24 protein-coding genes and 1 pseudogene are annotated in these 22930 nt (G+C 68.1%); 15 read left to right on the forward strand and 10 right to left on the reverse strand.

What is annotated here, in order from left to right:
• Window positions 1-6 precede the first annotated feature (6 nt).
• Entirely contained in the window at window positions 7-675 is a 669-nt protein-coding gene (cofC, locus tag C6A86_RS10140; RefSeq protein ID WP_396835028.1) for a 2-phospho-L-lactate guanylyltransferase, read from the reverse strand.
• A gap of 53 nt (window positions 676-728) precedes the next feature.
• Between cofC and C6A86_RS10145 the strand changes: the two genes are divergently transcribed.
• The 3 genes from C6A86_RS10145 to C6A86_RS10155 are packed head-to-tail and all read left to right on the forward strand — an operon-like array spanning window position 729 to window position 3983.
• Window positions 729-1709, forward strand: coding sequence for an NAD(P)H-dependent glycerol-3-phosphate dehydrogenase (locus C6A86_RS10145; RefSeq protein ID WP_105364032.1), 981 nt, complete (start codon window positions 729-731; stop codon window positions 1707-1709).
• 32 nt (window positions 1710-1741) lie between these two features.
• Window positions 1742-2845 carry a cystathionine gamma-lyase gene (locus C6A86_RS10150; protein ID WP_311101100.1) on the forward strand — a complete coding sequence of 368 codons (1104 nt, stop codon included), beginning with the start codon at window positions 1742-1744 and terminating at the stop codon, window positions 2843-2845.
• A gap of 40 nt (window positions 2846-2885) precedes the next feature.
• Window positions 2886-3983, forward strand: coding sequence for a D-alanine--D-alanine ligase family protein (locus tag C6A86_RS10155; RefSeq protein ID WP_311101101.1), 1098 nt, complete (start codon window positions 2886-2888; stop codon window positions 3981-3983).
• Window positions 3984-3996: 13 nt separating this feature from the next.
• Here C6A86_RS10155 and C6A86_RS10160 read toward each other — a convergent pair whose 3' ends face one another.
• A complete protein-coding gene (locus tag C6A86_RS10160) occupies window positions 3997-4539 on the reverse strand; it encodes a DUF3515 domain-containing protein (protein ID WP_311101102.1) in 543 nt (180 codons plus the stop codon).
• Window positions 4540-4549: 10 nt separating this feature from the next.
• Window positions 4550-4792: an Lrp/AsnC family transcriptional regulator gene (locus C6A86_RS10165; protein WP_105365531.1), complete on the reverse strand. Its 243-nt coding sequence runs from the start codon at window positions 4790-4792 to the stop codon at window positions 4550-4552.
• A 106-nt stretch (window positions 4793-4898) separates the two neighbouring features.
• On the opposite strand from C6A86_RS10165, the gene C6A86_RS10170 reads away from it, so the two are divergent.
• The 3 genes from C6A86_RS10170 (at window position 4899) to C6A86_RS10180 (ending at window position 7168) form a co-directional block, all read left to right on the forward strand.
• Window positions 4899-5849, forward strand: coding sequence for a thiamine-phosphate kinase (locus C6A86_RS10170; RefSeq protein ID WP_105365530.1), 951 nt, complete (start codon window positions 4899-4901; stop codon window positions 5847-5849).
• Window positions 5850-5876: 27 nt separating this feature from the next.
• A complete protein-coding gene (locus C6A86_RS10175) occupies window positions 5877-6560 on the forward strand; it encodes a uracil-DNA glycosylase (RefSeq protein ID WP_105365529.1) in 684 nt (227 codons plus the stop codon).
• A 359-nt stretch (window positions 6561-6919) separates the two neighbouring features.
• Window positions 6920-7168, forward strand: a complete 249-nt coding sequence (locus C6A86_RS10180; RefSeq protein WP_142407067.1) for a hypothetical protein — start codon at window positions 6920-6922, stop codon at window positions 7166-7168.
• Here the strand turns inward: C6A86_RS10180 and C6A86_RS10185 are convergent.
• Together C6A86_RS10185 and rpmB are read right to left on the reverse strand one after the other, a co-directional pair.
• The gene (locus C6A86_RS10185; protein WP_105365526.1) at window positions 7165-7497 is read right to left on the reverse strand and encodes a hypothetical protein; all 333 of its coding nucleotides are present in this window, start codon (window positions 7495-7497) and stop codon (window positions 7165-7167) included. The genes C6A86_RS10180 and C6A86_RS10185 overlap by 4 nt on opposite strands.
• A gap of 351 nt (window positions 7498-7848) precedes the next feature.
• Window positions 7849-8043, reverse strand: a complete 195-nt coding sequence (gene rpmB / locus C6A86_RS10190) for a 50S ribosomal protein L28 (protein ID WP_057166329.1) — start codon at window positions 8041-8043, stop codon at window positions 7849-7851.
• A 276-nt stretch (window positions 8044-8319) separates the two neighbouring features.
• Here rpmB and C6A86_RS10195 point away from each other — a divergent pair, with 276 nt between their 5' ends.
• The 5 genes from C6A86_RS10195 to C6A86_RS10215 are packed head-to-tail and all read left to right on the forward strand — an operon-like array spanning window position 8320 to window position 14194.
• Complete coding sequence (locus C6A86_RS10195; RefSeq protein WP_105365525.1) at window positions 8320-9918, forward strand: DAK2 domain-containing protein; 1599 nt, start codon at window positions 8320-8322, stop codon at window positions 9916-9918.
• Between the two features lie 3 nt (window positions 9919-9921).
• Window positions 9922-12150, forward strand: coding sequence for an ATP-dependent DNA helicase RecG (gene recG, locus C6A86_RS10200; protein ID WP_311101103.1), 2229 nt, complete (start codon window positions 9922-9924; stop codon window positions 12148-12150).
• Window positions 12147-12851 carry an HNH endonuclease family protein gene (locus tag C6A86_RS10205; RefSeq protein ID WP_105365523.1) on the forward strand — a complete coding sequence of 235 codons (705 nt, stop codon included), beginning with the start codon at window positions 12147-12149 and terminating at the stop codon, window positions 12849-12851. The genes recG and C6A86_RS10205 overlap by 4 nt, the downstream gene beginning before the upstream one ends.
• A gap of 54 nt (window positions 12852-12905) precedes the next feature.
• Entirely contained in the window at window positions 12906-13283 is a 378-nt protein-coding gene (locus tag C6A86_RS10210) for a BlaI/MecI/CopY family transcriptional regulator (protein WP_105365522.1), read from the forward strand.
• Window positions 13280-14194, forward strand: coding sequence for a M56 family metallopeptidase (locus C6A86_RS10215; protein WP_105365521.1), 915 nt, complete (start codon window positions 13280-13282; stop codon window positions 14192-14194). Before C6A86_RS10210 ends, C6A86_RS10215 begins: the two co-directional genes overlap by 4 nt.
• Before the next feature lie 12 nt (window positions 14195-14206).
• Here the strand turns inward: C6A86_RS10215 and C6A86_RS10220 are convergent, their stop codons facing one another.
• A complete protein-coding gene (locus C6A86_RS10220; protein ID WP_396835294.1) occupies window positions 14207-15406 on the reverse strand; it encodes an Ig-like domain-containing protein in 1200 nt (399 codons plus the stop codon).
• Between the two features lie 119 nt (window positions 15407-15525).
• On the opposite strand from C6A86_RS10220, the gene C6A86_RS10225 reads away from it, so the two are divergent.
• Together C6A86_RS10225 and C6A86_RS10230 are read left to right on the forward strand one after the other, a co-directional pair.
• Window positions 15526-16185, forward strand: a complete 660-nt coding sequence (locus tag C6A86_RS10225; RefSeq protein WP_233213189.1) for a thioredoxin domain-containing protein — start codon at window positions 15526-15528, stop codon at window positions 16183-16185.
• Between the two features lie 29 nt (window positions 16186-16214).
• Complete coding sequence (locus tag C6A86_RS10230; protein WP_142407070.1) at window positions 16215-16988, forward strand: serine hydrolase; 774 nt, start codon at window positions 16215-16217, stop codon at window positions 16986-16988.
• Window positions 16989-16999: 11 nt separating this feature from the next.
• Here the strand turns inward: C6A86_RS10230 and C6A86_RS10235 are convergent, their stop codons facing one another.
• The 3 genes and pseudogenes from C6A86_RS10235 to C6A86_RS10245 form a co-directional block, all read right to left on the reverse strand.
• Window positions 17000-17659, reverse strand: coding sequence for a TetR/AcrR family transcriptional regulator (locus C6A86_RS10235; RefSeq protein WP_105365519.1), 660 nt, complete (start codon window positions 17657-17659; stop codon window positions 17000-17002).
• Window positions 17656-19261: pseudogene (locus tag C6A86_RS10240) on the reverse strand (serine/threonine-protein kinase). The gene C6A86_RS10235 and the pseudogene C6A86_RS10240 overlap by 4 nt, the downstream one beginning before the upstream one ends.
• Before the next feature lie 23 nt (window positions 19262-19284).
• Window positions 19285-19908, reverse strand: a complete 624-nt coding sequence (locus tag C6A86_RS10245; protein WP_105365533.1) for a TetR/AcrR family transcriptional regulator — start codon at window positions 19906-19908, stop codon at window positions 19285-19287.
• Between the two features lie 94 nt (window positions 19909-20002).
• Between C6A86_RS10245 and C6A86_RS10250 the strand changes: the two genes are divergently transcribed.
• Both C6A86_RS10250 and C6A86_RS10255 read left to right on the forward strand, forming a co-directional pair.
• Entirely contained in the window at window positions 20003-20929 is a 927-nt protein-coding gene (locus tag C6A86_RS10250; RefSeq protein WP_105365517.1) for a metal-dependent hydrolase, read from the forward strand.
• Window positions 20922-22064 (forward strand): hypothetical protein, encoded by a 1143-nt coding sequence (locus C6A86_RS10255; protein WP_105365516.1) that lies wholly within the window; start codon window positions 20922-20924, stop codon window positions 22062-22064. The genes C6A86_RS10250 and C6A86_RS10255 overlap by 8 nt, the downstream gene beginning before the upstream one ends.
• Before the next feature lie 21 nt (window positions 22065-22085).
• Here the strand turns inward: C6A86_RS10255 and C6A86_RS10260 are convergent, their stop codons facing one another.
• Entirely contained in the window at window positions 22086-22925 is an 840-nt protein-coding gene (locus C6A86_RS10260) for an aldo/keto reductase (RefSeq protein ID WP_105365515.1), read from the reverse strand.
• Window positions 22926-22930: the final 5 nt, after the last annotated feature.

Genomic DNA, 22930 nt, shown 5'->3' on the forward strand with positions numbered 1-22930 from the left:
TCGCCGTCAACCGTCGCTGCCCGTGCACGGCAGCGCGCCGACCGCGCGGTGCGTTGCCGGCCCGAGTCCGAGGTGCAGTGCCGCGGTGAGATCGTCGGGAGTATCGATATCGCACCGCAGCCCCGGCCAGTTGCCGGCCAGTTCCACCGCACCCGAATCGGTATGGCGGCGTGTGGATTCCGCACCGAACAGCGGATCGAGTGGGACTCCGAAGGCGAACAGCGCCGAGGTTCCAGTGCCGTGCCGGTCGCCGACGAAGCTGCGCGGGTGCCGGCGCGCGGCGGCCAGTGCCTCGGCCAGCTCGGCAGATCTGAGCGCCGGCAGGTCACCTTGGAGGACAACGATGTTGGGCACGCCGGCCGCCGATTCGGCCGCGCTGAGCGCATTGTTCAGCGGGTCGGGATGGCCGTCGGGGGTCGGGTCAAACAATGCCTGCGCGCCGAGCTCGCGGGCCGCCGCCGCCGCATCCGGATCCGGTGTCACCACGGTGATCGACGTCACGGCGGGCACCGCCGACGCTGCGGCGACGGTGTCGACCAACATGGCCAGCACCAAACTCTCCCGCGCGGAGGCCGACAGCACCGGCGCCAGCCGGGTCTTGGCCGCGGTCAGCCGCTTCACTGCGATCAGCACACCGACCTCCGGCTGCGCGCTGCTGCCCGTCATATCCGCCATCCTGCCAGTCTCCACGGGGCAGCTAGGGTTGAGCCGTGGTCGAAGCCGCTGTGATGGGAGCCGGTGCGTGGGGAACAGCGCTGGCCAAGGTGCTTGCCGACGCGGGTAACAACGTGACGCTGTGGACACGGCGGGCCGAACTGGCCGATGAGATCAACGCGACGCACCGCAACCCGGACTATCTCGGGGACACCCCGCTGCCCGCCGGTATCCGGGCCACCGGCGATGCGGCAGAAGCGCTGGACGGGGCCTGCACCGTGCTGCTGGGGGTACCGTCCCAGACGCTGCGACCCAATCTGGAGTCCTGGAAGGACCTGATCGGCCACGATGCCACCCTGGTCAGCCTGGCCAAGGGCATCGAACTGGACACCCTGATGCGGATGAGTCAGGTGATCTCGCAGGTCACCGGAGCCGACCAGGCGCGCGTCGCGGTGGTGACCGGACCGAACCTGGCCAAAGAGGTGGCCGATGAGCAACCCGCCGCCACGGTCGTGGCCTGTACCGACTCGGGCCGCGCCGTCGCCTTGCAGCGGGCGCTGTCCACTGCGTACTTCCGCCCGTACACCAACGCCGACGTGATCGGCGCCGAGATCGGTGGCGCCTGTAAGAACGTCATCGCGCTGGCGTGCGGTATGGCCGCCGGTGTCGGGCTCGGCGAGAACACCTCGGCGGCCATCATCACCCGCGGTCTCGCCGAGATCATGCGGCTGGGAATCGCGTTGGGTGCCAAGGGGGCAACGCTGGCGGGTCTGGCCGGCGTCGGCGACCTGGTGGCCACCTGCACCTCCCCGCAGTCGCGCAACCGGTCCTTCGGGGCGCGACTCGGGCAGGGCGGTTCGATGGAGTCCGCGCTGCGCGCCGCGCAGGGGCACGTCGCCGAGGGCGCCACATCGTGTCAGTCGGTGCTGGCGTTGGCGTCCAGCTACGACGTCGAGATGCCGCTCACCGACGCGGTGCACCAGGTCTGCCATCGCGGTCTGTCCGTCGAGCAGGCCGTGATGTTGCTGCTGGGGCGCAGCACCAAGCCGGAATAGGGCGTTTGCCCGGGCGAGCGAAGCGACGGGAGATGGATATGGAGTACGGCGATTCCACCCGCAGCGTGAATGCTGTTGGTGCACATGGAATGCCAGGTTCACCCGTCGGCCCGGTGCCGGTTCCGGCGTCGGCGTATCACTTGTCGCCGGACGAGTCCGAACCGCTGGACACCTACGGGCGGGCATCGAATCCCACCTGGCGGCAGCTGGAATCGGCGCTCGCCGAGTTGGAAGGCGCCTCGTCGGCGCTGACCTTCGGCTCCGGGATGGGGGCGATCAGCGCGGCACTGCGGGTGCTGGCCAAACCGGGCAAGACCCTGGTCGTGCCCGCCGACGGCTACTACCAGGTGCGCCGGTACGCCGCCGAGTATCTGGCACCCCTGGGTGTCACCGTGGTGGAGGCCTCCGCCGCGCAGATGTGCGCGGCGGCCGAGCACGCCGACGTCGTTCTCGCCGAGACCCCGGTGAACCCGACGCTGGACGTCGTCGACCTGCACCGGTTGGCCACCACCTGTCGTTCCCGCGGCGCCACCCTGGTGGTCGACAACACCGCCGCGACCCCGCTGGGCCTGCAGCCGCTGTCGCTGGGTGCGGACCTCGTCGTCGCCAGTGCCACCAAGGCCCTGTCCGGGCACAGTGATCTGCTGGCCGGTTATGTCGCGGGCTCACACCCTGAGCTGATGGCCGCGCTGGAACGCGACCGGCTGCTGGCCGGGCCGGTGCTCGGCACGTTCGAGGCGTGGCTGGTGCTGCGCAGCCTGGGCAGCGCCGGGCTGCGCATCGACCGGCAGTGCCGTAACGCGCAGGCGGTGGCGTTGATGCTGCGCGATCATCCGGCGGTGCGCTCGGTGCGCTACCCGGGCCTGCCGCAGGATCCCGCCCACCCGATCGCCGTCGAGCAGATGCGGCATTTCGGCGGTCTGGTGTCCGTCGAACTCGCCGATGCCGGCGCCGTGCACCAACTGGTGGAACGCAGCGCGCTGCTGGTGGCGGCCACCAGCTTCGGCGGTATCCACACCTGCGTCGACCGCCGCGCGCGCTGGGGAGACCCGGTGCCCGAGGGCTTCGCCAGGATCTCGCTGGGCATCGAGGACACCGACGATATCGTCGCCGATATCGAGCGCGCGCTGGCCTGACAGGCCCTGCGGGCGTCTCAGCCGGTAGCCTCTGCAGGTTGTGAGTGCCCGTACCCGTGTTGCCGTCATCTATGGCGGACGCAGTTCTGAGCACGGGATTTCCTGTGTTTCCGCAGGAAGCATCCTGCGTAATCTCGACCCGCAGCGCTTCGAGGTGGTCGCCGTCGGGATCACCCCGGACGGCTCCTGGGTGCTGACCGACGGCAGGCCCGAGAACCTGGCCATCACCGCCGGTGAGCTGCCGAATGTGGCCGACGGTACCGCGCTGGCGCTAGCCGCCGACCCGGTGCGCAAGGGCGAACTGCTGTCGCTGGGCGAGGGTGCCGGCGAGGTGCTGGCCGCCGTCGACGTGGTGTTCCCGGTGCTGCACGGTCCCTACGGCGAGGACGGCACCATTCAGGGCCTGCTCAAGCTGGCCGGTGTGCCCTACGTCGGGGCCGGGGTGTTGGCCAGCGCCACCGGTATGGACAAGGAATTCACCAAGAAACTTCTGGTGGCCGATGGGCTGCCGATCGGCGATCACGTGGTGCTGCGCGGCGGGCAGCACACCGTCGCACTCGATGGCCGCGCCCGACTTGGTCTTCCGGTGTTCGTCAAACCGGCCCGCGGCGGCTCGTCGATCGGGGTCAGCAGGGTCACCGCCTGGGATCAGCTGCACGCCGCGATCGCCGATGCCCGCCGCCACGACCCCAAGGTCATCGTCGAGGCCGCCATCATCGGCCGCGAACTGGAATGCGGCGTGCTGGAGTTCCCGGACGGGCGCGTGGAGGCCAGCGAGATCGGTGAGATCCGGGTCGCCGGGGTGCGCGACCGGGAGGACACCTTCTACGACTTCGCCACCAAATACCTCGACGACGCCGCCGAGCTCGATGTGCCGGCCAAGGTCGATGACGATATTGCCGCCGAGCTCCGCACGTTGGCCATCAGGGCGTTCCGTGCCATCGACTGTCAGGGCCTGGCCCGGGTCGACTTCTTTCTCACCGAGGATGGCCCGGTGATCAACGAGATCAACACGATGCCCGGATTCACCACCATCTCCATGTACCCGCGGATGTGGGCGGCCAGCGGGGTGGACTACCCGACGCTGCTGGCGACGATGGTCGAGACCGCGCTGGCCCGCGGTACCGGCCTGCGCTAACGCGCGAGAGAATTCAGCGCGGCGGCCCGGGATCCAGCGGCTGGGCCGGCATGGTCCGCGCGATCGCCTTGGAGATCAGCTGGATCGGCGTCGGACCCGACCCCGACGGCAGCGTGAGCGCCACGTAGGTGCCCCGGTCGACGGCGAACCAGGTGCTGATCCCGTAGGCGTTCACCTCGAACCACTGCACCTCATCGACCACCTGCAGCGGGGTGCCCACCACGAAATCGGCGGGGCGGTCCAGGCCGCACCGCAGGATGACGGCATCGGCTTCCGGATCGGCCTGCCAGGCGGCGGCGCCGGCGGGAACCGGCTCCACGGCCTGCGCGCGCCGGTAATCACCGAGTTGTTCGGGCAGCGCCTGCAGCAGCGCAGCGCATTGCGGGCTGTCGGCCTGCGGGGCGGGGGCGGCGGCGATGGCCACCGGTGTGTCCGGCGGGGCGGCTTGGCGGGTCGCGGCGAAGGTCAGCACCACGATCACGGCGGCCACGGCGACTCCGACGGCCGCGATGATCAGCGACCGGGGTGGGCCGTCCTGCTCATCGGGCTGTGTCACACGGGTAACTCTAGGGATGCTGCGTCTCGGCGATCGGGCAGGTCAGGGTGCGGGTGATTCCGGCCACCTGCTGCACCTTGTCCACCACATCGCGGTGCAGTGCGTCCAACGTGTCGGCGCCGACGCGGGCCACCACGTCATACGGCCCGGTCACATACTCCGCGGAGTGCACTCCGGGCAGGCCGGCCAGCTGTTTCGCGACGACCTCGGCGCGGCCCACCTCGGTCTGAATCAGCATGAATGCCTCTACCACTGGGTGTGCCCTCCGTTTCCGCTGCATAGACTCGTCGCCGCAGGGACCAAACGTACCGCAGGTCGCGGCAGTGTTCAGGCCGGGAAGCCCTACGCAGGACGGTGAGATGAGCGACAGCGAGCCGACGTTGGCACAGGTCGGGGAGTTCGGTGTCATCGACGCGATCAATGCGGACCGCCACCAGCCCGGCGCTGTGGAACTGGGTCCCGGCGACGATGCCGCGGTGATCACCGCCGCCGACGGGCGCACCGTGGTGTCCACGGACATGCTGGTGCAGGACAGGCATTTCCGGCTGGACTGGTCGACGGCCCATGACATCGGCCGCAAGGCCATCGCCCAGAACGCGGCCGATGTCGAGGCCATGGGTGCGACGCCGACCGCGTTCGTGGTGGCCTTCGGTGCGCCACCGGACACCCCAGCCGCCGCCGCGCGGGCACTGTCGGACGGCCTGTGGGACGAGGCGCAGCGCTGCGGCGCGGGGATCGCCGGTGGCGACCTGGTGAGCGCCCCGCAGTGGGTGGTGTCGGTGACGGTGCTCGGCGATCTCGGTGGGCGCGAACCGGTGCGACGGGACACCGCACGCGCCGGTGACCTCGTCGCCGTGACGGGTGATCTGGGTTGCTCCGGTGCGGGATACTCGTTGTGGCTCAAGGAGATCAGTGAACCCGCCGCGTTGCGTGCGCAGCATCTGGTGCCGAAACCGCCGTACGGCCAGGGCCGTGTCGCCGCCGATGCCGGGGCCACCTCGATGACCGATGTGTCCGACGGGCTGCTGGCCGACCTCGGGCACATCGCGACCGCGTCCGGGGTCGTCATCGAGGTGTCGCGGCAGGCGCTGGGCCCCGATCACGACGCGCTGGCCGAGGCCGCGGCGGCCACCGGGGAGGACGCCTGGGACTGGGTTTTCGGTGGGGGAGAGGACCACGCGCTGGTCGCCACCTTCCCCGGCGCGGTGCCCGCCGGCTGGCGGGTCATCGGCCAGGTGCTCGACGGCGCGCCCGCGGTGCTCGTCGACGGCCAGGCCTGGCAGGGAAACCCGGGCTGGCAGTCCTACTGAACCGGCGGCACGCTAGTTTGGGGCCTCGTGACGCCACGCCCGCTGACAGATCTGATCGAACCCGGCTGGGCGCGTGCGCTGGAGCCGGTGGCCCCGCAGGTGGCCGAGTTGGGGGAGTTCCTGCGCGCCGAGCTGGCCGCCGGACACCAATATCTGCCGGCCGGGGAGAACGTCTTGCGGGCGTTCACGTTTCCGTTCGACGCGGTGCGGGTGCTCATCGTCGGTCAGGACCCGTACCCGACACCCGGTCACGCCGTCGGGCTGAGTTTCTCGGTGGCCCCGGACGTCCGCCCGGTGCCGCGCAGTCTGGTCAACATCTTCACCGAGTACGGTGCGGACCTCGGCTACCCGGTGCCGGCCAACGGCGACCTGAGTCCGTGGGCGCAGCAGGGGGTGATGCTGCTGAACAGGGTGCTCACCGTGCGGCCCGGCGAGCCGGCCTCACATCGGCGCAAGGGCTGGGAGGCCGTCACCGAATGCGCGATCCGTGCCTTGGTCGCGCGACCGCAGCCGCTGGTGGCGGTGCTGTGGGGACGCGACGCGCAGACGCTGAAGCCGATGCTGACCGAGGGCGGTTGCGCCTGTATCGAATCGGTGCACCCGTCGCCATTGTCGGCATCGCGCGGATTCTTCGGATCCAAGCCCTTCAGCCGCGCCAACGAACTGCTGACGAAGCTGGGTGCCGAGCCGATCGACTGGCGGCTGCCGTAGCCGGGACCGGGGTTCAGAACCCCGCAAGTTCGAGTCCGATTGCGTGTTGGAACTGCATATCGGCCGGCGGGCCGCGGCATCGCTGCCAGCAGGACTGCGCACTGCCTTAGCCTGTTGATCGTGCCTCGGGAGTTCTGGATAGCGGACATCCGTGTATCGGATGACATCGAGGACAAGATTCGCGAGAAGCACAACCTCACTGGGGAGGACATCAGGCGGTGGTGCATCCCAGAACAGTACGAGTCGGCCAGATGGCACAGACACGGGAAGTATGGGTTGCGCTTGCTGATGAAGACCCGCGATGACCAGGGAAAACTGATTTTGGTGATTCTGAAGCCGATTGATCGCAATGACGGAGTGTGGCAATTGCGGTCGGCATGGAGGATTATCTGACTATGGACCGCGACGACGAGATGGCGGAAGTCGATACCACGCCAGACGAGTTTGAGCGGATGTGGGCGGACAGCGAGCCGGCAGAGTTTGTGGAAGTCCCGCGTCATTGGGCCGTCTTTGTGAGTTACTCCAGCGACGTGGTGTTCGCGAACAACCAGGTACAGGAACCTCGGCCGTTGTACTCCGGTATCGATACCGCCGAGATGATCGCCTAGAGGTTGAGACCTTTTCGGTAGATCTCGCGAGACGACGGAGTGACGGCCAGCCCGATACCTTCAAACCGGCAGCCGATGATCGTGCAGCCGACCAAGGCGATAGCGCCAACGATCTTCTGCCGCTCGCCCAGATCCCAGAACAAACTCTCTTCCGTGCCGTCGAATGTGCACTGCGTCAGTGACGTCCCTTGAAGGAAGATGACGGCGGGACCGTGTATCGCGCAGTTCTCAAACGTGAGGTTGTGCAGAACATCGGAGACTACGGCCAACTCCGGGAGGCGAATAGAGGTGCTCCGGTAGTGACGATCACTGGGGTGCATCGGCTCCATGCCAGAGACCTTAGTAGGCAGGCAACGCTCCGTTGAGCCAGAGGTCGGTCGGCCGCCTCTTCGGTGCGCGGGCCTGCACATGACGCTGAGACGGGCGAGATCGCCTTGCTTGACGGTCTCCGATCAACTGCTTGCAGAGCCCGAAGGTCCCTATGACCCAGTGGAGTGCGAAATGAGATCGAGGAGCGAGAGCGCCAGCATGCCGAACAGACTGATGAATTGCAGGGACGGTGTGTGCCGTGGTGGCGCTGCCAGTCTTGCGCCGATCGGCGCCCACCGAGTCACCAAAAACGACGGTCACCGGTGAGGTGACCGTCGATATGGTTCAGCTGCAGACCGCGTGAGGCGGAACTAGCCGCGTGCGACCTTGCCGGCCTTCAGGCAGGAGGTGCAGACGTTCAGACGCTGCTTGTTGCCGCCGGGGCGGGTCACCGCGTTGACGGTCTGGATGTTCGGGTTCCAGCGACGGTTGGTCCGGCGATGGGAATGCGACACCGACTTGCCGAAGCCGGGGCCCTTAGCGCAGATGTCGCACACGGCAGCCATGTCTAGAACTCCTTGTAATCGGTACTGGGGGCCATCGACCGCAAGCGGGTGACCCGACAACCTGACCAGGATACCGGCCCGGTGAACGGATCTCCAAAACGCACCCTGTTCGCAGGCTCACAGGCCGCGTTCGGTGCTGATGGTTCGCTCGCTCCGCTCGCTCAGGGTGCGCTGCGCTCGCTCCTGTTGTCCACAACCTGTGCCGCTGCCGGCCGCACTGTCGGCCACGATGACTATTCTGGCCCGCACGGCTGGTGCGACGCTCAGGAGGTGTAGATGTCGGCTGCGCGGCTCGACGCATCGGCGATGCGACGTTGGGCCCACACCGCCGTCGGGCACCTGATCACCCACACCGACGAGATCAACCGGCTCAACGTCTTCCCCGTCGCGGATTCCGATACCGGCACGAACATGCTGTTCACCATGCGTTCGGCGGTGGCCGGCCTTGCGGGGCGTGAGGATCTCGACCTGGTCGGGGTGACCGGCTGCCTGGCCGACGGTGCCCTGCGTGGCGCCCGCGGCAACTCCGGGGTGATCCTGTCCCAGATTCTGCGGGGAATTTCCGATGTCACCGCCGAAGGGCACCTGTCCGAGATCGGCGGGCCGTCCTTCGCCGCCGCCCTGCGCTGCGCCGAGGGACTGGTGGTCGCCTCGATGGGTGAGGCGGTCCCCGGCACCATCGTCTCGGTACTCGGCGCAGCGGCCGATACCGCCGAGGATCGCGCGGCTGCGGGTACCGATGTGGCCACCGTCGTCGACGCGGCCGCCACCGCGGCGGTCGCGGCCTTGGAGCGCACCACCGACCAACTCGACGTGCTCGCCGAGGCGGGTGTCGTCGACGCCGGCGGGCGGGGTCTGCTGGTCCTGCTCGACGCGCTGACCGCGACCCTGATCGGCACCGCACCGCGGCGCCCCGCCTACGAACCGGCCGCCGGCACCCCCGAACCGGCCATCGGCTCGGCCGCGGCCCCGCAGTTCGAGGTCATGTATCTGCTGGACGGCTGCCGAGCGGAGTCGGTGGAGGGGCTGCGCGCCACGCTGGCCGCGCTCGGCGATTCGGTGGCCATCACCGCCGGCCGCAGCGGAACCCAGTCGGTGCATGTGCACACCGACGATGCCGGCGCTGCGGTGGAGGCCGGCCTTGCGGTCGGTTGTCCCAGCAACATTCAGATCACCGTCCTCACCGGCGCCCGCCCGATCCACACTGCCGGCCGCGACCGCGCGGTGCTCGCCGTGGTCGACGGCGACGGCGCGGCGACACTGTTCGCCGGCGAGGGTGCCCGTGTGCTGCGCCCGCACGACGGGGTGCCGATCAGCGCGCAGCAGCTGCTGCGCGCCCTGGTGGACGCCGATGCGGCGCAGATCATGTTGTTGCCCAACGGTTTCATCGCCGCCGAGGAGCTGGTGGCGGGCTGCACGGCGGCGACCGGCTGGGGTATCGACGTGGTCCCGGTGCCGGCCGCGTCCATGGTGCAGGGCCTGGCGGCGCTGGCCGTGCACGACGCGACCCGCCAGGGCGTCGACGACGGATACACCATGGCGCGTGCGGCTGCCGCCGCCCGGCACGGCTCGGTGCGGGTGGCCACCGACGATGCGCTGACGTGGGCGGGGCACTGCAAACCCGGTGACGGACTGGGCATCTCGGGTGACGAGGTGTTGATCGTCGGGCGCGATGTCGCCTCGGCCGGGGCCGGACTGATCGATCTGTTGTTGGCCGCCGGCGGCGAGTTGATCACCGTGCTGATCGGCAGCGGCGTCGACGAGGGAGTGGGGGAGCGGTTGCGCGATCACGTGCGCCAGCAGCATCTGGGAGCCGAATTGGTCAGCTATCGCACCGATCACGACGGTGACGCGCTGTTGATCGGGGTGGAGTGACCCGTGGTTGCCCTCAACGATCTGCTCTCGCCCATCATCGGCGCCAAGGCTGCCGACAAGCTCGAAGAAGCCTTCGGCATCCGCACCGTCAACGACCTGCTGCGCCACTACCCGCGCAAGTACAGCGACGGCATGACCGTGCGTGAAGAGGGCGAGGAGATCGAACTCAAGGAGGGCACGCACGTCACCTTCGTCGACGTCATCACCGCCACCGACGTCCGGCAGATGAAACCGCAACGGGGCAAGCGGCCACGCAAGATGCTGCGCGTCACCCTCGGTGAACGGAATCCTCCGATCACCGCCACCTTCTTCAATGCCGACTACCTCATCGGCAGTCTGGTCGAGGGCACCCGGGTGATGCTCTCCGGTGAGATCGGCTACTTCCGCAAAACCATGCAGTTGTCGCACCCGGCGTTCCTGATCATCGGCGCCCCGGGACAACGCACCATCGGCACCCGGTCGTTCGCGAAGATCGCCGATGCGTCGGGGGAGTCCGGCTCAGACGTGCTGGCCGCGTTCGAGCGGGAGTTCTTCCCGATCTACCCGGCGACCAAGAAGCTGCAGAGCTGGGACATCTACGCCTGCATCTGCCAGGTGCTGGCCGTCCTCGACCCGATCCCCGAGCTGCTCCCGGAACCCTTTCTGCGGCAATGGGATCTGATTTCCGAGGATGCCGCGCTGCGTCGCGTCCACGTCTCGGAGAACGCTGTCGAGCGGGAGGCCGCGCAGGAACGGCTGACCTACGATGAGGCGATCGGCCTGCAGTGGGCGTTGGTGTCGCGGCGCTACGGGGCGCTCGGTGAAACCGGCCCGGCTGCGCCGCTGCGCGGGGACGGTCTAGCGGCCGCCCTGATGAAGCAGCTGCCCTTCGAGTTGACCGGCGGGCAGCGCGAGGTCCTCGAGGTCATCTCCGGTGAGCTCGCCAAGACCCGCCCGATGAACCGGATGCTGCAGGGCGAGGTCGGCTCCGGCAAGACCATCGTGTCGGTGCTGGCGATGCTGCAGATGGTCGATGCAGGTTTGCAGTGTGCGCTGCTGGCGCCCACCGAGGTGCTCGCCGCGCAGCATTACCGTTCCATCCGCCAGGTGCTGGGGCCGCTCGCCATGGCCGGTGAACTCGGCGCCGCCGACGGCGCGACCGCCGTCACCCTGCTCACCGGGTCGATGTCGCCACAGCAGAAGCGTCAGGCGCGCGATGAGATCTATTCCGGTACAGCGGGGATCGTGGTGGGGACACATGCCATCATTCAGGACGCGGTGGAGTTCAGCCAGCTCGGCATGGTGGTGGTCGACGAACAGCACCGATTCGGCGTCGAGCAGCGGGACCGGTTGCGGGCCAAGGCCACCGGTGGGATCACCCCGCACCTGTTGGTGATGACGGCGACACCGATCCCGCGCACCATCGCGCTGACGGTGTTCGGTGATCTGGAGACCTCCACGCTGCGCGAGTTGCCGCGCGGACGCCAGCCCATCACCAGCAATGTGGTGTTCACCAAGGACAAGCCGTCCTGGCTGGACCGGGCCTGGGCGCGCATCATCGAGGAGGTGGCCGCCGGCCGGCAGGCCTACGTGGTGGCCTCGCGCATCGACGAGGAGCCCGACAAGAAGAACGCCTACGAACACGGTCCGCCGCCGGTCACCGTGCTGCAGGTGCTGGACCGGCTGAGCACCGGTCCGCTGGCAGGATTGCGGCTCGGTCTGATGCACGGCCGGCTGGCGCCCGACGAAAAGGACGCGGTGATGTCGGCGTTCCGGGCCGGCGAGATCGACGTGCTGATCTGCACCACCGTCATCGAGGTCGGCGTCGACGTGCCCAACGCCACCATGATGGTGGTGATGGACGCCGACCGGTTCGGCATCAGTCAGCTGCACCAACTGCGCGGGCGCATCGGCCGCGGACAGCATCCGAGCCTGTGCCTGCTGGTGACCCGGATGCCGGAGAGTTCCAAGGCCGGTGAACGGTTGCGCGCGGTGGCAGGCACACTCGACGGTTTCGCGCTGGCCGACCTCGACCTCCAGGAACGTCAGGAGGGAGATGTGCTGGGCTACAACCAGTCCGGGCGTCTCACCACGTTGCGTTTCCTGTCACTGGCCGATCATCTCGGCATCATCCAGGACGCCCGCAGCTTCTGCGAGACCGCCTACCAGGACAACCCGTATCAACCCGGGCTGGACGTGTTGGCCGCACCGTTCTCCGCCTCCGATCGGGTTCAGTACCTGGACAAGTCGTGAAGCGGATCGGCCTGCTCGGTGCCGGCGTCGCGCTCGCGGTGTTGGTCGCGGTGCAGGTCAGCACCGAGCCCGGCGCAGGCTCGGCGCGGTACGTGGCCGAGGCCGACACTCCCACCGTCGCGCCCGGTGTCGACGTGCTGGCCGGGGTGACCGAGATCCCGGTCCGGGTCCCCGGGTACGACTACCGGCGCGACGCGTTCGGGGAGTCCTGGGACGATGACAACGACGCGCCGGGTGGGCGCAACGGCTGTGACACCCGCAACGACATCCTGGATCGCGATCTCGTCGAGAAGTCGTACGTGTCGATCAAGCGATGTCCGACCGCCGTCGCCACCGGCACCCTGATCGATCCGTACACGAACGCGACCATCGCGTTCGTGCGCGGCAACCAGATCGGGGCGTCGGTGCAGATCGACCACATCGTCCCGCTGTCGCTGGCCTGGGATCTGGGCGCCCGCACCTGGACCGACGAACTGCGGATGCGGTTCGCCAACGACCCGGCCAATCTGCTGGCCGTCGACGGGCCGACGAATCAGCACAAGGGGGACAGCGAGCCCGCCGTGTGGATGCCGCCCAACCGGGCATTCTGGTGCCAATACGCGGTGCAGTTCGCCGCGGTCCTGCGCGGGTACGGGCTGCCGGTCGACGCGCCGTCGGCGCGGGTGCTGCGCGAGGCCGCGGGGACTTGCCCGACGGACTGAGCGCGATCTACGTAGTAAAGGCGTAGATTGGCCGTTCGGGAACGAAAGGTGAGCATGCAGCAGCGCGGGTTCGGTGATCTCGAAGCCACCGTCATGGACCGGGTGTGGGACGGCGAGGACGGTGTCACCGTGCGTGAGGTGTTCGAGGAGCTGACCGACGCCCGCCGGATCGCCTACACCACGGTGCTGTCCACCCTGGACAATCTGCATCGCAAGGGCTGGGTGCGTCGCGAGCGCGAGGGCAAGGCCTTCCGCTACTGGCCCACCATGACCCGTGAAGAGCGCTCGGCCAACATGATGCGCGCGGCGTTCGAGGCCGGTGGCAAGCCCGAGGCGGTACTCGCTTTCTTCGTCGAACAGATGTCGGCCGACGAATCCGCGCAACTGAAGGCGGCACTGCGGTCGTCCGGCACCCAGAAGCGCCGTCGATGACCACGGCCATCTGCCTGCTGGCCTACGGGGCGCTGGTGACCTGGCTGGCGCCGCCGGTGCTGTCCCGGCTCACCCGCGGCGGGCTGAACCCGCAACTGGGCGTGACGGCGTGGCTGACGGCGATCGTCGGCGCGCTGGTGTCCTGGGCGGTCGCGATATCCCTTGTCGTGGTCAACGGTATTCGCGGGCTTCCGGATTCACCGGTGTTCGTGGTCTGCCTGGAGCTGCTCGGCATTCCCGAGCAGGTCGCCACCCCAGGCCTGCCGGGCCTGTTGATCGTGATCGCCGGTGGCGTCATCCTGTCGGGGATCGTGGGACTCAAGGTGGGTCGTTCGGTGCTCGGCCTGCGCTCGCGCAGCCATCACCATGCGCACGCCGCCAGGCTCGTGGGCCTGCCCACCGACCGTCCGGATGTCTTCCTGCTCAACGCCGAACGGCCCGCCGCGTACTGCGTGGTCGGCCGTCCGAACGCCATCGTGGTGACCACCGCTGCGGTCCACCGGCTGACCGACTCACAGTTGAACGCAGTGCTCGCTCATGAGGACGCGCACATCGCCGGCCGTCATCACCAGGTGCTGATGGTCCTGCGGGCGCTGGCCGCGCATTTGCCGCGCCTGCCGCTCTTTCGGCGGGGTGCCGCGGCGGTGGGCGAGCTGCTGGAGATGTGCGCCGATGACACCGCCGCCCGGCGGCACGGCAGTCGGGCGCTGGTCGCGGGAATGCTCGAGCTGGCCGGGCCGGTGCAGCCGGCGGGCCTGGCGGTCGGCGCCAGTGCGATCGCGGTGCGGGCCAATCGGCTCCTGGTTCCGGCCGGCCGGGGGAGTCTGCAACGTCACCGACTGCTGGCGTGGGCGACCATCGCCGCGACGGCCGGTGCGCCGCTGGTCATCAACCTGATCTGTCATCACTGAGGATCAGGCTGGTCAGGCGGCGGCGTTGCCCGCCTTCCACTGCTCCCACGGGATGTTCCAGTCACCGAGACCGTCGGTACCCGGCAGCGTCGGCCCGACGGTGTTCACCACCTCGACGATATCTCCGCGTTTGGTGTTGTCGTAGAACCACTTGGCGTTCTCGGTACTGGCATTGAGGCAGCCGTGGCTGACGTTCGCCCGGCCCTGGCTGCCCACCGACCACGGAGCGGCGTGTACGAAGATCCCGCTGTAGGACATCCGGGTCGCCCACTTGACCTCGGTGCGGTACCCGTCGGGCGAATTCACCGGCACACCGTAGGTCGAGGAATCCATCACCATGTCCGCAAGGCGTTCGGCGACGATATAGGTGCCGTTGTCGGTGGGGGAGGAATCCTTGCCCATCGAGATCGGCATGGTCTTGGCCACCTCGCCGTTGACGCGCACGGTCAGCGTCTTGGTGGCGTCATCGGCGGTGGCGATGACCTCATCGCCGATGGTGAATCGGGAGGTGACGTCATCCTGGCCGAACAGTCCGTCGCCCAGATCCACACCGTAGGTCTTCACCTGCACCTCCACCGTGGTGCCGGGCTTCCAGTACTGCGCGGGGCGCCAGCGGACCTCGCGGCCGCTGAGCCAGTAGAACGCACCCTCGACCGCCGGGGTGGTGGTGACGGAGATGGCGCGTTGCGCGGCCACCCGATTCGGGACGACCTCGTCGAAAGTCACCGAAATGGGCTGGCCCACACCGACCACGGCGCCGTTGTCGGGCAGGAGGTAGGGCATGGTCAGGTTCTCCGGGGAGTGCGTCTCGAACGTCGCGCTGGTGTGGGTCACCCCGCCCAGGCCGTAGGCGTCGGCGTCGAGCGTGTATTCCTTGTTGTAGCCCAGCGGTTCGGCGGAGCGCCAGGAGACTCCGTCGGCGCTCAGTTCGCCCTCGACGACCCGGCCCTGCGCGTTGACCAGTGTCACCTCGCCGAGCACACCGGCCTCGACACTCACGGTCACCGGTTGTTCGACCGACACGCCGATATCGCCGTCGGTGACCGACGCCTGAAGTTTCGGTACCAGCAGATCCCCGTACGGTGTGCCCTTGTCGATCACCGTTTGTGCCTGCGGTGCGGTGGGTGCAGTGGTGCAGGCACTCAACCCCAGCGCGACCGCCACGACGGTCAGCAGAGCCAGTATCGCCGTTGCCGATGTCTCCCGCCTCATCCCAGTCATCCCGCCGTCCGTCGAAGTGCCCTTGCGCTAGCATTCTACGTAGTAACTACGTAGATGCACGTCAACGCCCGTGCAAGGTCGCGCGAGCTGTGCATCGGGGAAGGGAAGCCGTGCTGAAGACCCGCGCCGGCCGCGCCTGGGTGACCGCCTTCGCCGTGCTGGCGATCCTGGCGGTAGGTGTCGTGCTGCTGGCCACCCGGGGCGGGGGTGACCGCAGCGCCGAGGCCGTCGACACCGGCGCGGTGCAGGTGGTACGCGACAGCAGCCACCGCCTGAACGATCCGCAGGGCGCGACGGTGACGTTCGTCGAATTCCTCGACTTCGAATGCGAGGGCTGCCGGGCCGCCTATCCCATCGTCGAGCAACTGCGCAGCGACTACGGGGACCGCGTCGAGTTCGTGCTGCGGTACTTCCCGCTGGCCGGCCACTTCAACGGCGAACGCGCCGCACGTGCCGTCGAAGCCGCGGCACAGCAGGGTCAACTCGAAGCGATGTACAAAAAGATGTTCGACACACAGCCTGAATGGGGCGAACGGCGCACCCCCGCCGACGACGTTTTCCGCGGATTCGCCGCTGATCTGAACCTGGACATGACGGCCTTCGATGCCGCCTACGATGACCTGGCCACGCTGGAGCGCATCCGGGTCGACCAGCGTGACGGCGAAATGCTGGGCGTGATGGGCACCCCCACGTTCTTCGTCGACGGCGAGCAGATCGTCGTCCAGCGCGCCGAGGACCTGCGAAACGCCCTCGACAGCGCGCTGCGGTGACACGCGCGCGGACCCTGGTGGCGCTCTGGATGCTGTGCGCGAGCCTGACCGTGGCCCCGGTGGCCTCGGCGGAATGCGCCGCCCCGGACCCGCAATGCGTACTGCAACAGCGCATTGCGGCCGCCGAAAAGTACGTCGCCACCCGGCCGGGGACCGTCGGGTTCGTGCTGCGCGACCGTGTCACCGGCGCGCGCTATCGCAGTGCCGCGGCGGGGACACCGATCTGGACCGCGTCGACGATCAAGCTGGCGATGGTGGCCGACCTGCTCAGTCGCGAACAGGCCGGCATTCTCCGTCTCACCGCCACCGACCGGGAACAGATGACCGCGATGCTGCGCCGTTCCGACAACGCGGCCGCGGACTCGCTGTGGTCACGCTACGGCGGGACGACGACGGTGTTCAACACGAACTTCCCGCGTTACGGGATGAAAAACGTTCAGCCCCAACCAGGGTTCGGCGACGTCTATCCGTACTGGGGCTTCCAGAAGGGCACCGCCGACGATTTCGACGCGCTGATGAACTATGTGCTCACGGGTCTCACGCCGGCCAACGCGGCAGCAGTGGTCGCCGAGATGCAGCGGGTGGACAGCTCGCAGCAGTGGGGCGTGTGGGGTGCCGGTGCGGCGATGAGCCCCGGCAACAAGAACGGTTGGTCGCAGGAACAGGGCGGTTGGGTGGTCAATTCCGTCGGCTTCGCAGGCCCGGGTCAGCGCTACACGTTGGCCATCATGAACGGTCTCGGCGGCACCGGCGGATACGACGACGGTGTCGAGACGACCACCGAGTTGGCCCGATTCTGCTAAGGCCCTGAGTTTCAGCCCGCCGGCTGCCAGCCGTGCATCGCGGTGTTCATCTGATCGTCGTCGAGCGCGTCCACGGGCAGCCGGCTCTGACCGTCGCGGTGACGCAGACCGTCGAGGAGCAGCGCGACGTACCGGCGCCAGAGCTCGGGTTCCACATGGCCGGCCCATTCGCTCACAGTGCCGGCCAGCATGCTGAGGATCGGCATATCCGTGTGGTGGGCGTCGATGCGCAGATATCCGTCGGCGCGGGCGCGTTCGAAGATTTTCGAGATCGGGGGAACCAGGCGCAGCCGGGCGCACTCGACCGGGTAGCCGCCATAGGCCGTGCTGTAGACCATCTCGCGCAGGCCACGATCGGTCGCTGTCAGCTCGCAGAGCTGCTCGACGAACCAGACGAAGCCGTCCCACGAGTTCTCGCGATCCAGAGCGGATTCCGCGAGCGCCACGATCTGGTCGATGGCGCTTTCGAAGATCGCGTCGAGCAGTTCCTGCTTGGTGGCGAAACGCCGGTACACCGTGCCCACCCCGACATCGGCATGGTGCGCCACGTCGTTGAGGGTGGCCTCCAAGCCCCGCTGGGCGAACAGATCCCGCGCGGCGCCGAGCACGCGCTCCCGGTTGCGCTCGGCATCCTTGCGCAGCGCGCGGCGGGGTTGGCCGGTGGCGGTCACGGCGGGAACACCTGTTTGATGCTGCCGTCCGGATTCACCTGCATGAAGCCGGTTCCCGGGGCGGTGGAGTAGATGGCCAGTTCCAGACCGCCGCCCTCGGCGCCCTCCACGAGCAGGTAGGTCCCGGTGCCGTCGGGTGCGCCCAGGGTCTGCGGCGCCTCCGTCAGCGTTGCCGCCACCCCGGTCGTGTCGAAGGTGCCGAGATCGGTGAGAAAGTCGAACGAACTGGTCGAGGTCGCCGATCCCCAGGTCTGCCAACCGTCGCCGCGGTAGGTGTAGCCCTGCTCGACATGCGAATTCGTGGGATCGGCCCGGTCGGCCACCGCGTAGTCGGGGTAGACCACCAACTGGTAGCCCATGGTGTCGCCGAACTTGTCGCGCAGTGTCTGCAACAGCGCGGCCAGCCCCTCGGCGGACTGCAACTCGGCCGAGATGCCGACCGGGCTGGAAGTCGTGGTCGAATTCGTCTGCGGTGCAGATGTTGTCGCGGCCGCAACCGCTGAGCGTTGGGTGCCGGTGGCGACCTGCTGGCCGGTGGTGTTCTCCGAGCGGCCGGTCACGACGAGGGTGATGGCGACGGCGACGACACCGGCGACCCCGAGCAGGCCGATCGGTATCAGGACCGCCGGGCCGCGCCACCACGGCCGGCCGGGCGGCATCGGCTGCTGCCAGTGTGGGCCGGGCGCGGACGGCCAGTGCTGTTGCTGGGGGGCCGCCGTGAAACCCGAAGGGGGATAAGGAAGTGGTGTCGCCCAGGCGGCCGCGGTGGGTTGGTGGGCGTGGGCGGCCGGCGGTGTCGCGGCGGCACGGGCGGCGGTCGCCAGATCCCGGGTGCTGGCGTACCGGTGCTCGGGATTCTTGGCCATGCCGGTGGCGATGACCTGATCGAGCTGGGCGGGGATCCCGGGCTGCAGGGTCGATGGCCGCGGCGGAGGAAGAGTGAGGTGCCCGGCGATCTGGCGTTCCACGCTGTCCCCCGGGAACGGCTGTGATCCGGTCAGGCACTCGTGCAGCACGCAGGTGAGGGCGTAGACGTCGGCGCGTGCGTCGGAGGTGTCGGTGGACAGCCGCTCGGGCGCCATGTAGGCCAGCGTGCCGATGGTGGAACCGGTGCTGGTCAGTTTGGTGGCCCCGGCGGCGCGGGCGATCCCGAAATCGATGAGATAGGCGAAGTCCTCGTCGGTCACCAGAATGTTCGACGGTTTCACGTCGCGGTGCACCAGCCCGACGCGGTGCGCCGCGTGCAGGGCGGCGGCGATCTGCTCGGTGATGCCGACGGCCCGCTGGGGTGGCAGTGGCCCGTTCTTCGAGCAGCTCGTGCACGGTCTTGCCGTCGATCAGCCGCATCGTGACATAGAGGCGTCCGTCGATCTCGCCGAAGTCGTGGATCGGGACGATGTGCGGTTCGTCGAGTCCGGCGGCCATCTGTGCTTCGCGGCGGAAACGGCGTTGGTAGGTGTCGTCGTCGGCCAGGTTCGGGGGCAGCACCTTCAACGCCACCACGCGGTTCATCGCGGTGTCGTAGGCCCGCCAGACCTCGCCCATGCCGCCCCGGCCCAGCACCTTCACCAGGCGGTATCGGCCGAACGGCGTCCCTTCCACGCGCTAACCATAGGGCAAGCGGCTCAGCCGCCGGAGGGCTGTTCCAGCCGCTGAGCGGCCACCGCGCCACCGAGCCAGCGCCGCAGGAATTTTCGCAGCTCCGCCGGCGACCGGTGGGTGTCGTTGGGGGCGACGAAGAAGGACAGCATGATCCGCAGCGTGAATTCCACCAGCTCCTGCAGGCTGGCGTCGTCATAGCCGTGTGCGGCCCAGTCCACATCGAAGCGGTCGATCATCCGCATCCCGATGGCGCGCGCCTCTTCGGAGGTGAGGTCTTCACTGTGGTTGTGCGGGTAGGACTCCGAGAGCAGGATGCCCAGGTGTGGGGTCCGGCTGACCTCGTCGAGGGTGAACAGGGTGCCCTGGGTGAGCGCGTCGGCGGGGTCATGAAGACCGCGCACGCTGTCGGCCAGACGGTCCAGGAAAGCATCGACCGAACCCATGGCCACCGCGCGCATCAGGGCGTCGGAGGTGGGGAAGTAGCGGTAGACGGTCTGGCGGATGATGCCCAGTGAGCTGGCGACCTCGGCCAGCGATACGGCCGATCCGGTGGCGCTGATCAGGTCGACGGCGGCCGTGATGATGCGCTGGGTGGCCTCTTCATCGGTCTGGGGTGGGTTACCGCCCCACCCGCGCCTGCGTGCCATGGCCATCTTCCTCTCGGCGGTACGCGACCGTAGCACGCAGCGACGATCATACAGTTAGACGTAGAAGCGTATGATCGTGTGATAGTTTCCGGGCATGACCAACCTCCAAGTGCGCAAGATGCGGTTCGGCTTTGCCGACCACGACGTGCCGTTCCTCTGGAATGAGACCAACCCGGCGTTCTCCGCGATGGCCAACGCGGTGTCGTTTCTGGCCATCGCGTTCGAGAAGATGATCGTGACGACCATGGCCGAGGCGAAACCGCTGCTCACCGACCCGGTCATCGCCGAGGAGGCCGACGCCTTCACCCGCCAGGAGGGCCAGCATTCCATGGCCCACCGCCAGCACGCCCGCGGTCTGATCAAGGCCTACCCGGCGCTCAAGGAGACCCTCGACGAGGTGATCGCGGCCTTCGATGACCTCGTGGAGACCAAGCCGCTGAAGTACCGGCTCGCCTACACCGCGGATCTCGAAGCCACGTTCACGCCGGTCTTCAAGCTCATGCTCGACCACGACGACACCCTGTTCGCCCCCGGCGACGACCGCGTCGCGTCGCTGTTCCTCTGGCACTTCGTCGAAGAGGTCGAGCACCGCAGTTCCGCGTTGATCATCTACAACGGACTCGTCGACGATCCCTGGTACCGGATGCGGGTCGCGCCCTCGATCTTCAAACATGTCATGGACGTGATCCGATTGGCTTGCGACGGCTTCAACACCCACATCCCGCTGGAGGTCCGCAAGGTCGACGCGGTCTCCACCTTCTCCTTGGAGCGGCGCAAGAACCAGTTCCTCACCCGCATCGGGCGCCGCCCCAACTACGGGCCGCTCGCCAACGCGTTCGCCCACCTGCCCAAGCGGGAGATGGCCGCCGCGCTGGCCGGCATCGTGCGCAGCCAGATCCCCGGCCACAACCCGGAACACGAAAAGCTGCCCGCGTTGGCCGCGCAATGGTTCGATCGGTTCGACGCCGGATACGACGTCACCAAGTGGTACAGCGCCAACAAGGAGGCAGCCGGTGTCTGACCTGTGTGCACCGACGTTCGAGCAACTCGCCGAACGCCTGGGCTTCTCCTGCGCGGAGGCCGGCGGGCTGGTGGAACTGCGCAGCCCGTTCGGTCTGGAGAACTGGACGCTGCCGGTGCTGGAACTCACGGTCATCGCAGGCGCCATTCTGGCCTTGGTGTACGCGGTCATCCGGCTCCGCCGCCACGGTGACGCCACCAATATCGCGCTGTGGTTCGGCGCCATCGCCTATCTGCTGATCATCGAACCGCCGCTGTACTTTCCGGCGCAGTTCGGGATCGCCGAGTACGTCGACACGATGTTCGCGCACAACGTGTTCACCGTCGACTTCCTGTGGGGGCGCCTTCCGCTCTACATCGTGGCGATCTATCCCATGATGGCGACGATCGCCTTCGAGATCGTGAGAACTCTCGGGGTGTTTCACCGTTACGGCACCCTGGTCGGGGCGGTGTGCGTCGGCTTCGTGCACCACGCGTTCTACGAGATCTTCGATCACCTGGGCCCGCAACTGCGCTGGTGGGAGTGGACGCTGGATCACCCGATGAACCAGCCGTTCCTGGACTCGGTGCCGCTGCCCAGCGTCGTGGTGTTCGCCGCTCTCTGGCCGATGTCGCTGGCCTTCTGCGTGCAGTTCTTCATCGGCCGCCACGCCGACCGGGGCCGGCGCTTCACCGGGTGGCAGATCGTGTGGCGGACCGTTGTCATCGGCGTGCTGGCCTCGATCGGCACGGTGCTGCTGCCCGCGCCCGCGACGATCATCGGGTCGTTCACCAACTTCACCGTGATGGGTGTGGTCTATGCCCTGGAACTCGTGGTGATCGCCGTCGTCGCGATACCCGTGCTGGTCAAACAGTGGCAGCGGCTGCGCAATACGCCGGCCGGCGCCACCGAGGCGCGCTACGCGAACCCGCTCATGGTGCGCTTCGGCGTCGGCTATCTGGCCGTCATGGCCGTGCTGTGGGTGACCGCGTTGCCCGCCTACTTCGGGGCGGTCGACGGCGTCACCGACAACGGTGACCCGGTCGGCAGCCTCTGGTACACCGCACTGTGTTTTGTCATCGCCGGCCTGAGTGCGTTTGCCGCGCTGACGGTCTCGGCGGCGCAGACCGAGAAGGTGCCCGCGCAGGTCTCGTAACCCCGCGCAGGAAATAGCGGGTTACGTGCCGGTGTAGGTGGCCGGATCCGGGCGGAACCGGGTCCCGTCATCGAGCCCGGTCAGCGCCGCCAGATGCTCCTGCGCCAGCTCGAAGTCGAACACGTCGAAGTTCTGCGCGATGCGTTCCGGTGAGGCCGACCGTGGGATGACCACATTGCCCTGCTGGAGGTTCCAGCGGATCAGCACCTGCGCCGGCGTCCTGCCGTACTCGGCGGCGACCGAGATGACCGTCGGGTTGTCCAGCAGCTTGCCCACACCCAGCGGGCTGTAGGCCTCGGTGACGATGCCGCGCTCGGCGTGGTCGGCGCGCAGCTCGGTCTGCACCAGCTGGGGATGCAGCTCGATCTGGTTGACGACCGGCACCACGTAGGACAGGTCGATGATCGTCGCCAGGTCCTCGGACGTGAAGTTCGCGACACCGATGGACTTGGCGAGTCCGTCGCCCTGGATACGCATCAGGCCACCCCAGCTGTCCACATGCTTGCCGTAGGCGGCGGCGGGCCAGTGGATCAGGTAGAGGTCGACGTACTCCTGGCCGAGACGCTCCAGGCTGGCCCGCGCGGCGTCCTGCGACGCCTGGAAACCCTGATCCTCGGTGGCCAGCTTGGTGGTGAGGAAGATCTCGGCACGCGGGATGCCCGATGCCGCGATGGCCCGGCCCACGCCCGCCTCGTTGCCGTAGGAGGCTGCGGTATCGATAAGGCGGACACCGATTTCCAACGCGGCCGCGACCGCGCGCTCGGCCTCGGTGTCGGAGAGCTCGCCCACCCCGATGCCGAGAGCCGGGATGGTGTTCTCATCGCTCAAACCGATGTTTGGCGCCGCAGCTGCCGATGTCATGTCTA

Origin of the sequence: Mycobacterium sp. ITM-2016-00316 (genome assembly GCF_002968335.2) — a bacterium.
Lineage (GTDB): Bacteria > Actinomycetota > Actinomycetes > Mycobacteriales > Mycobacteriaceae > Mycobacterium.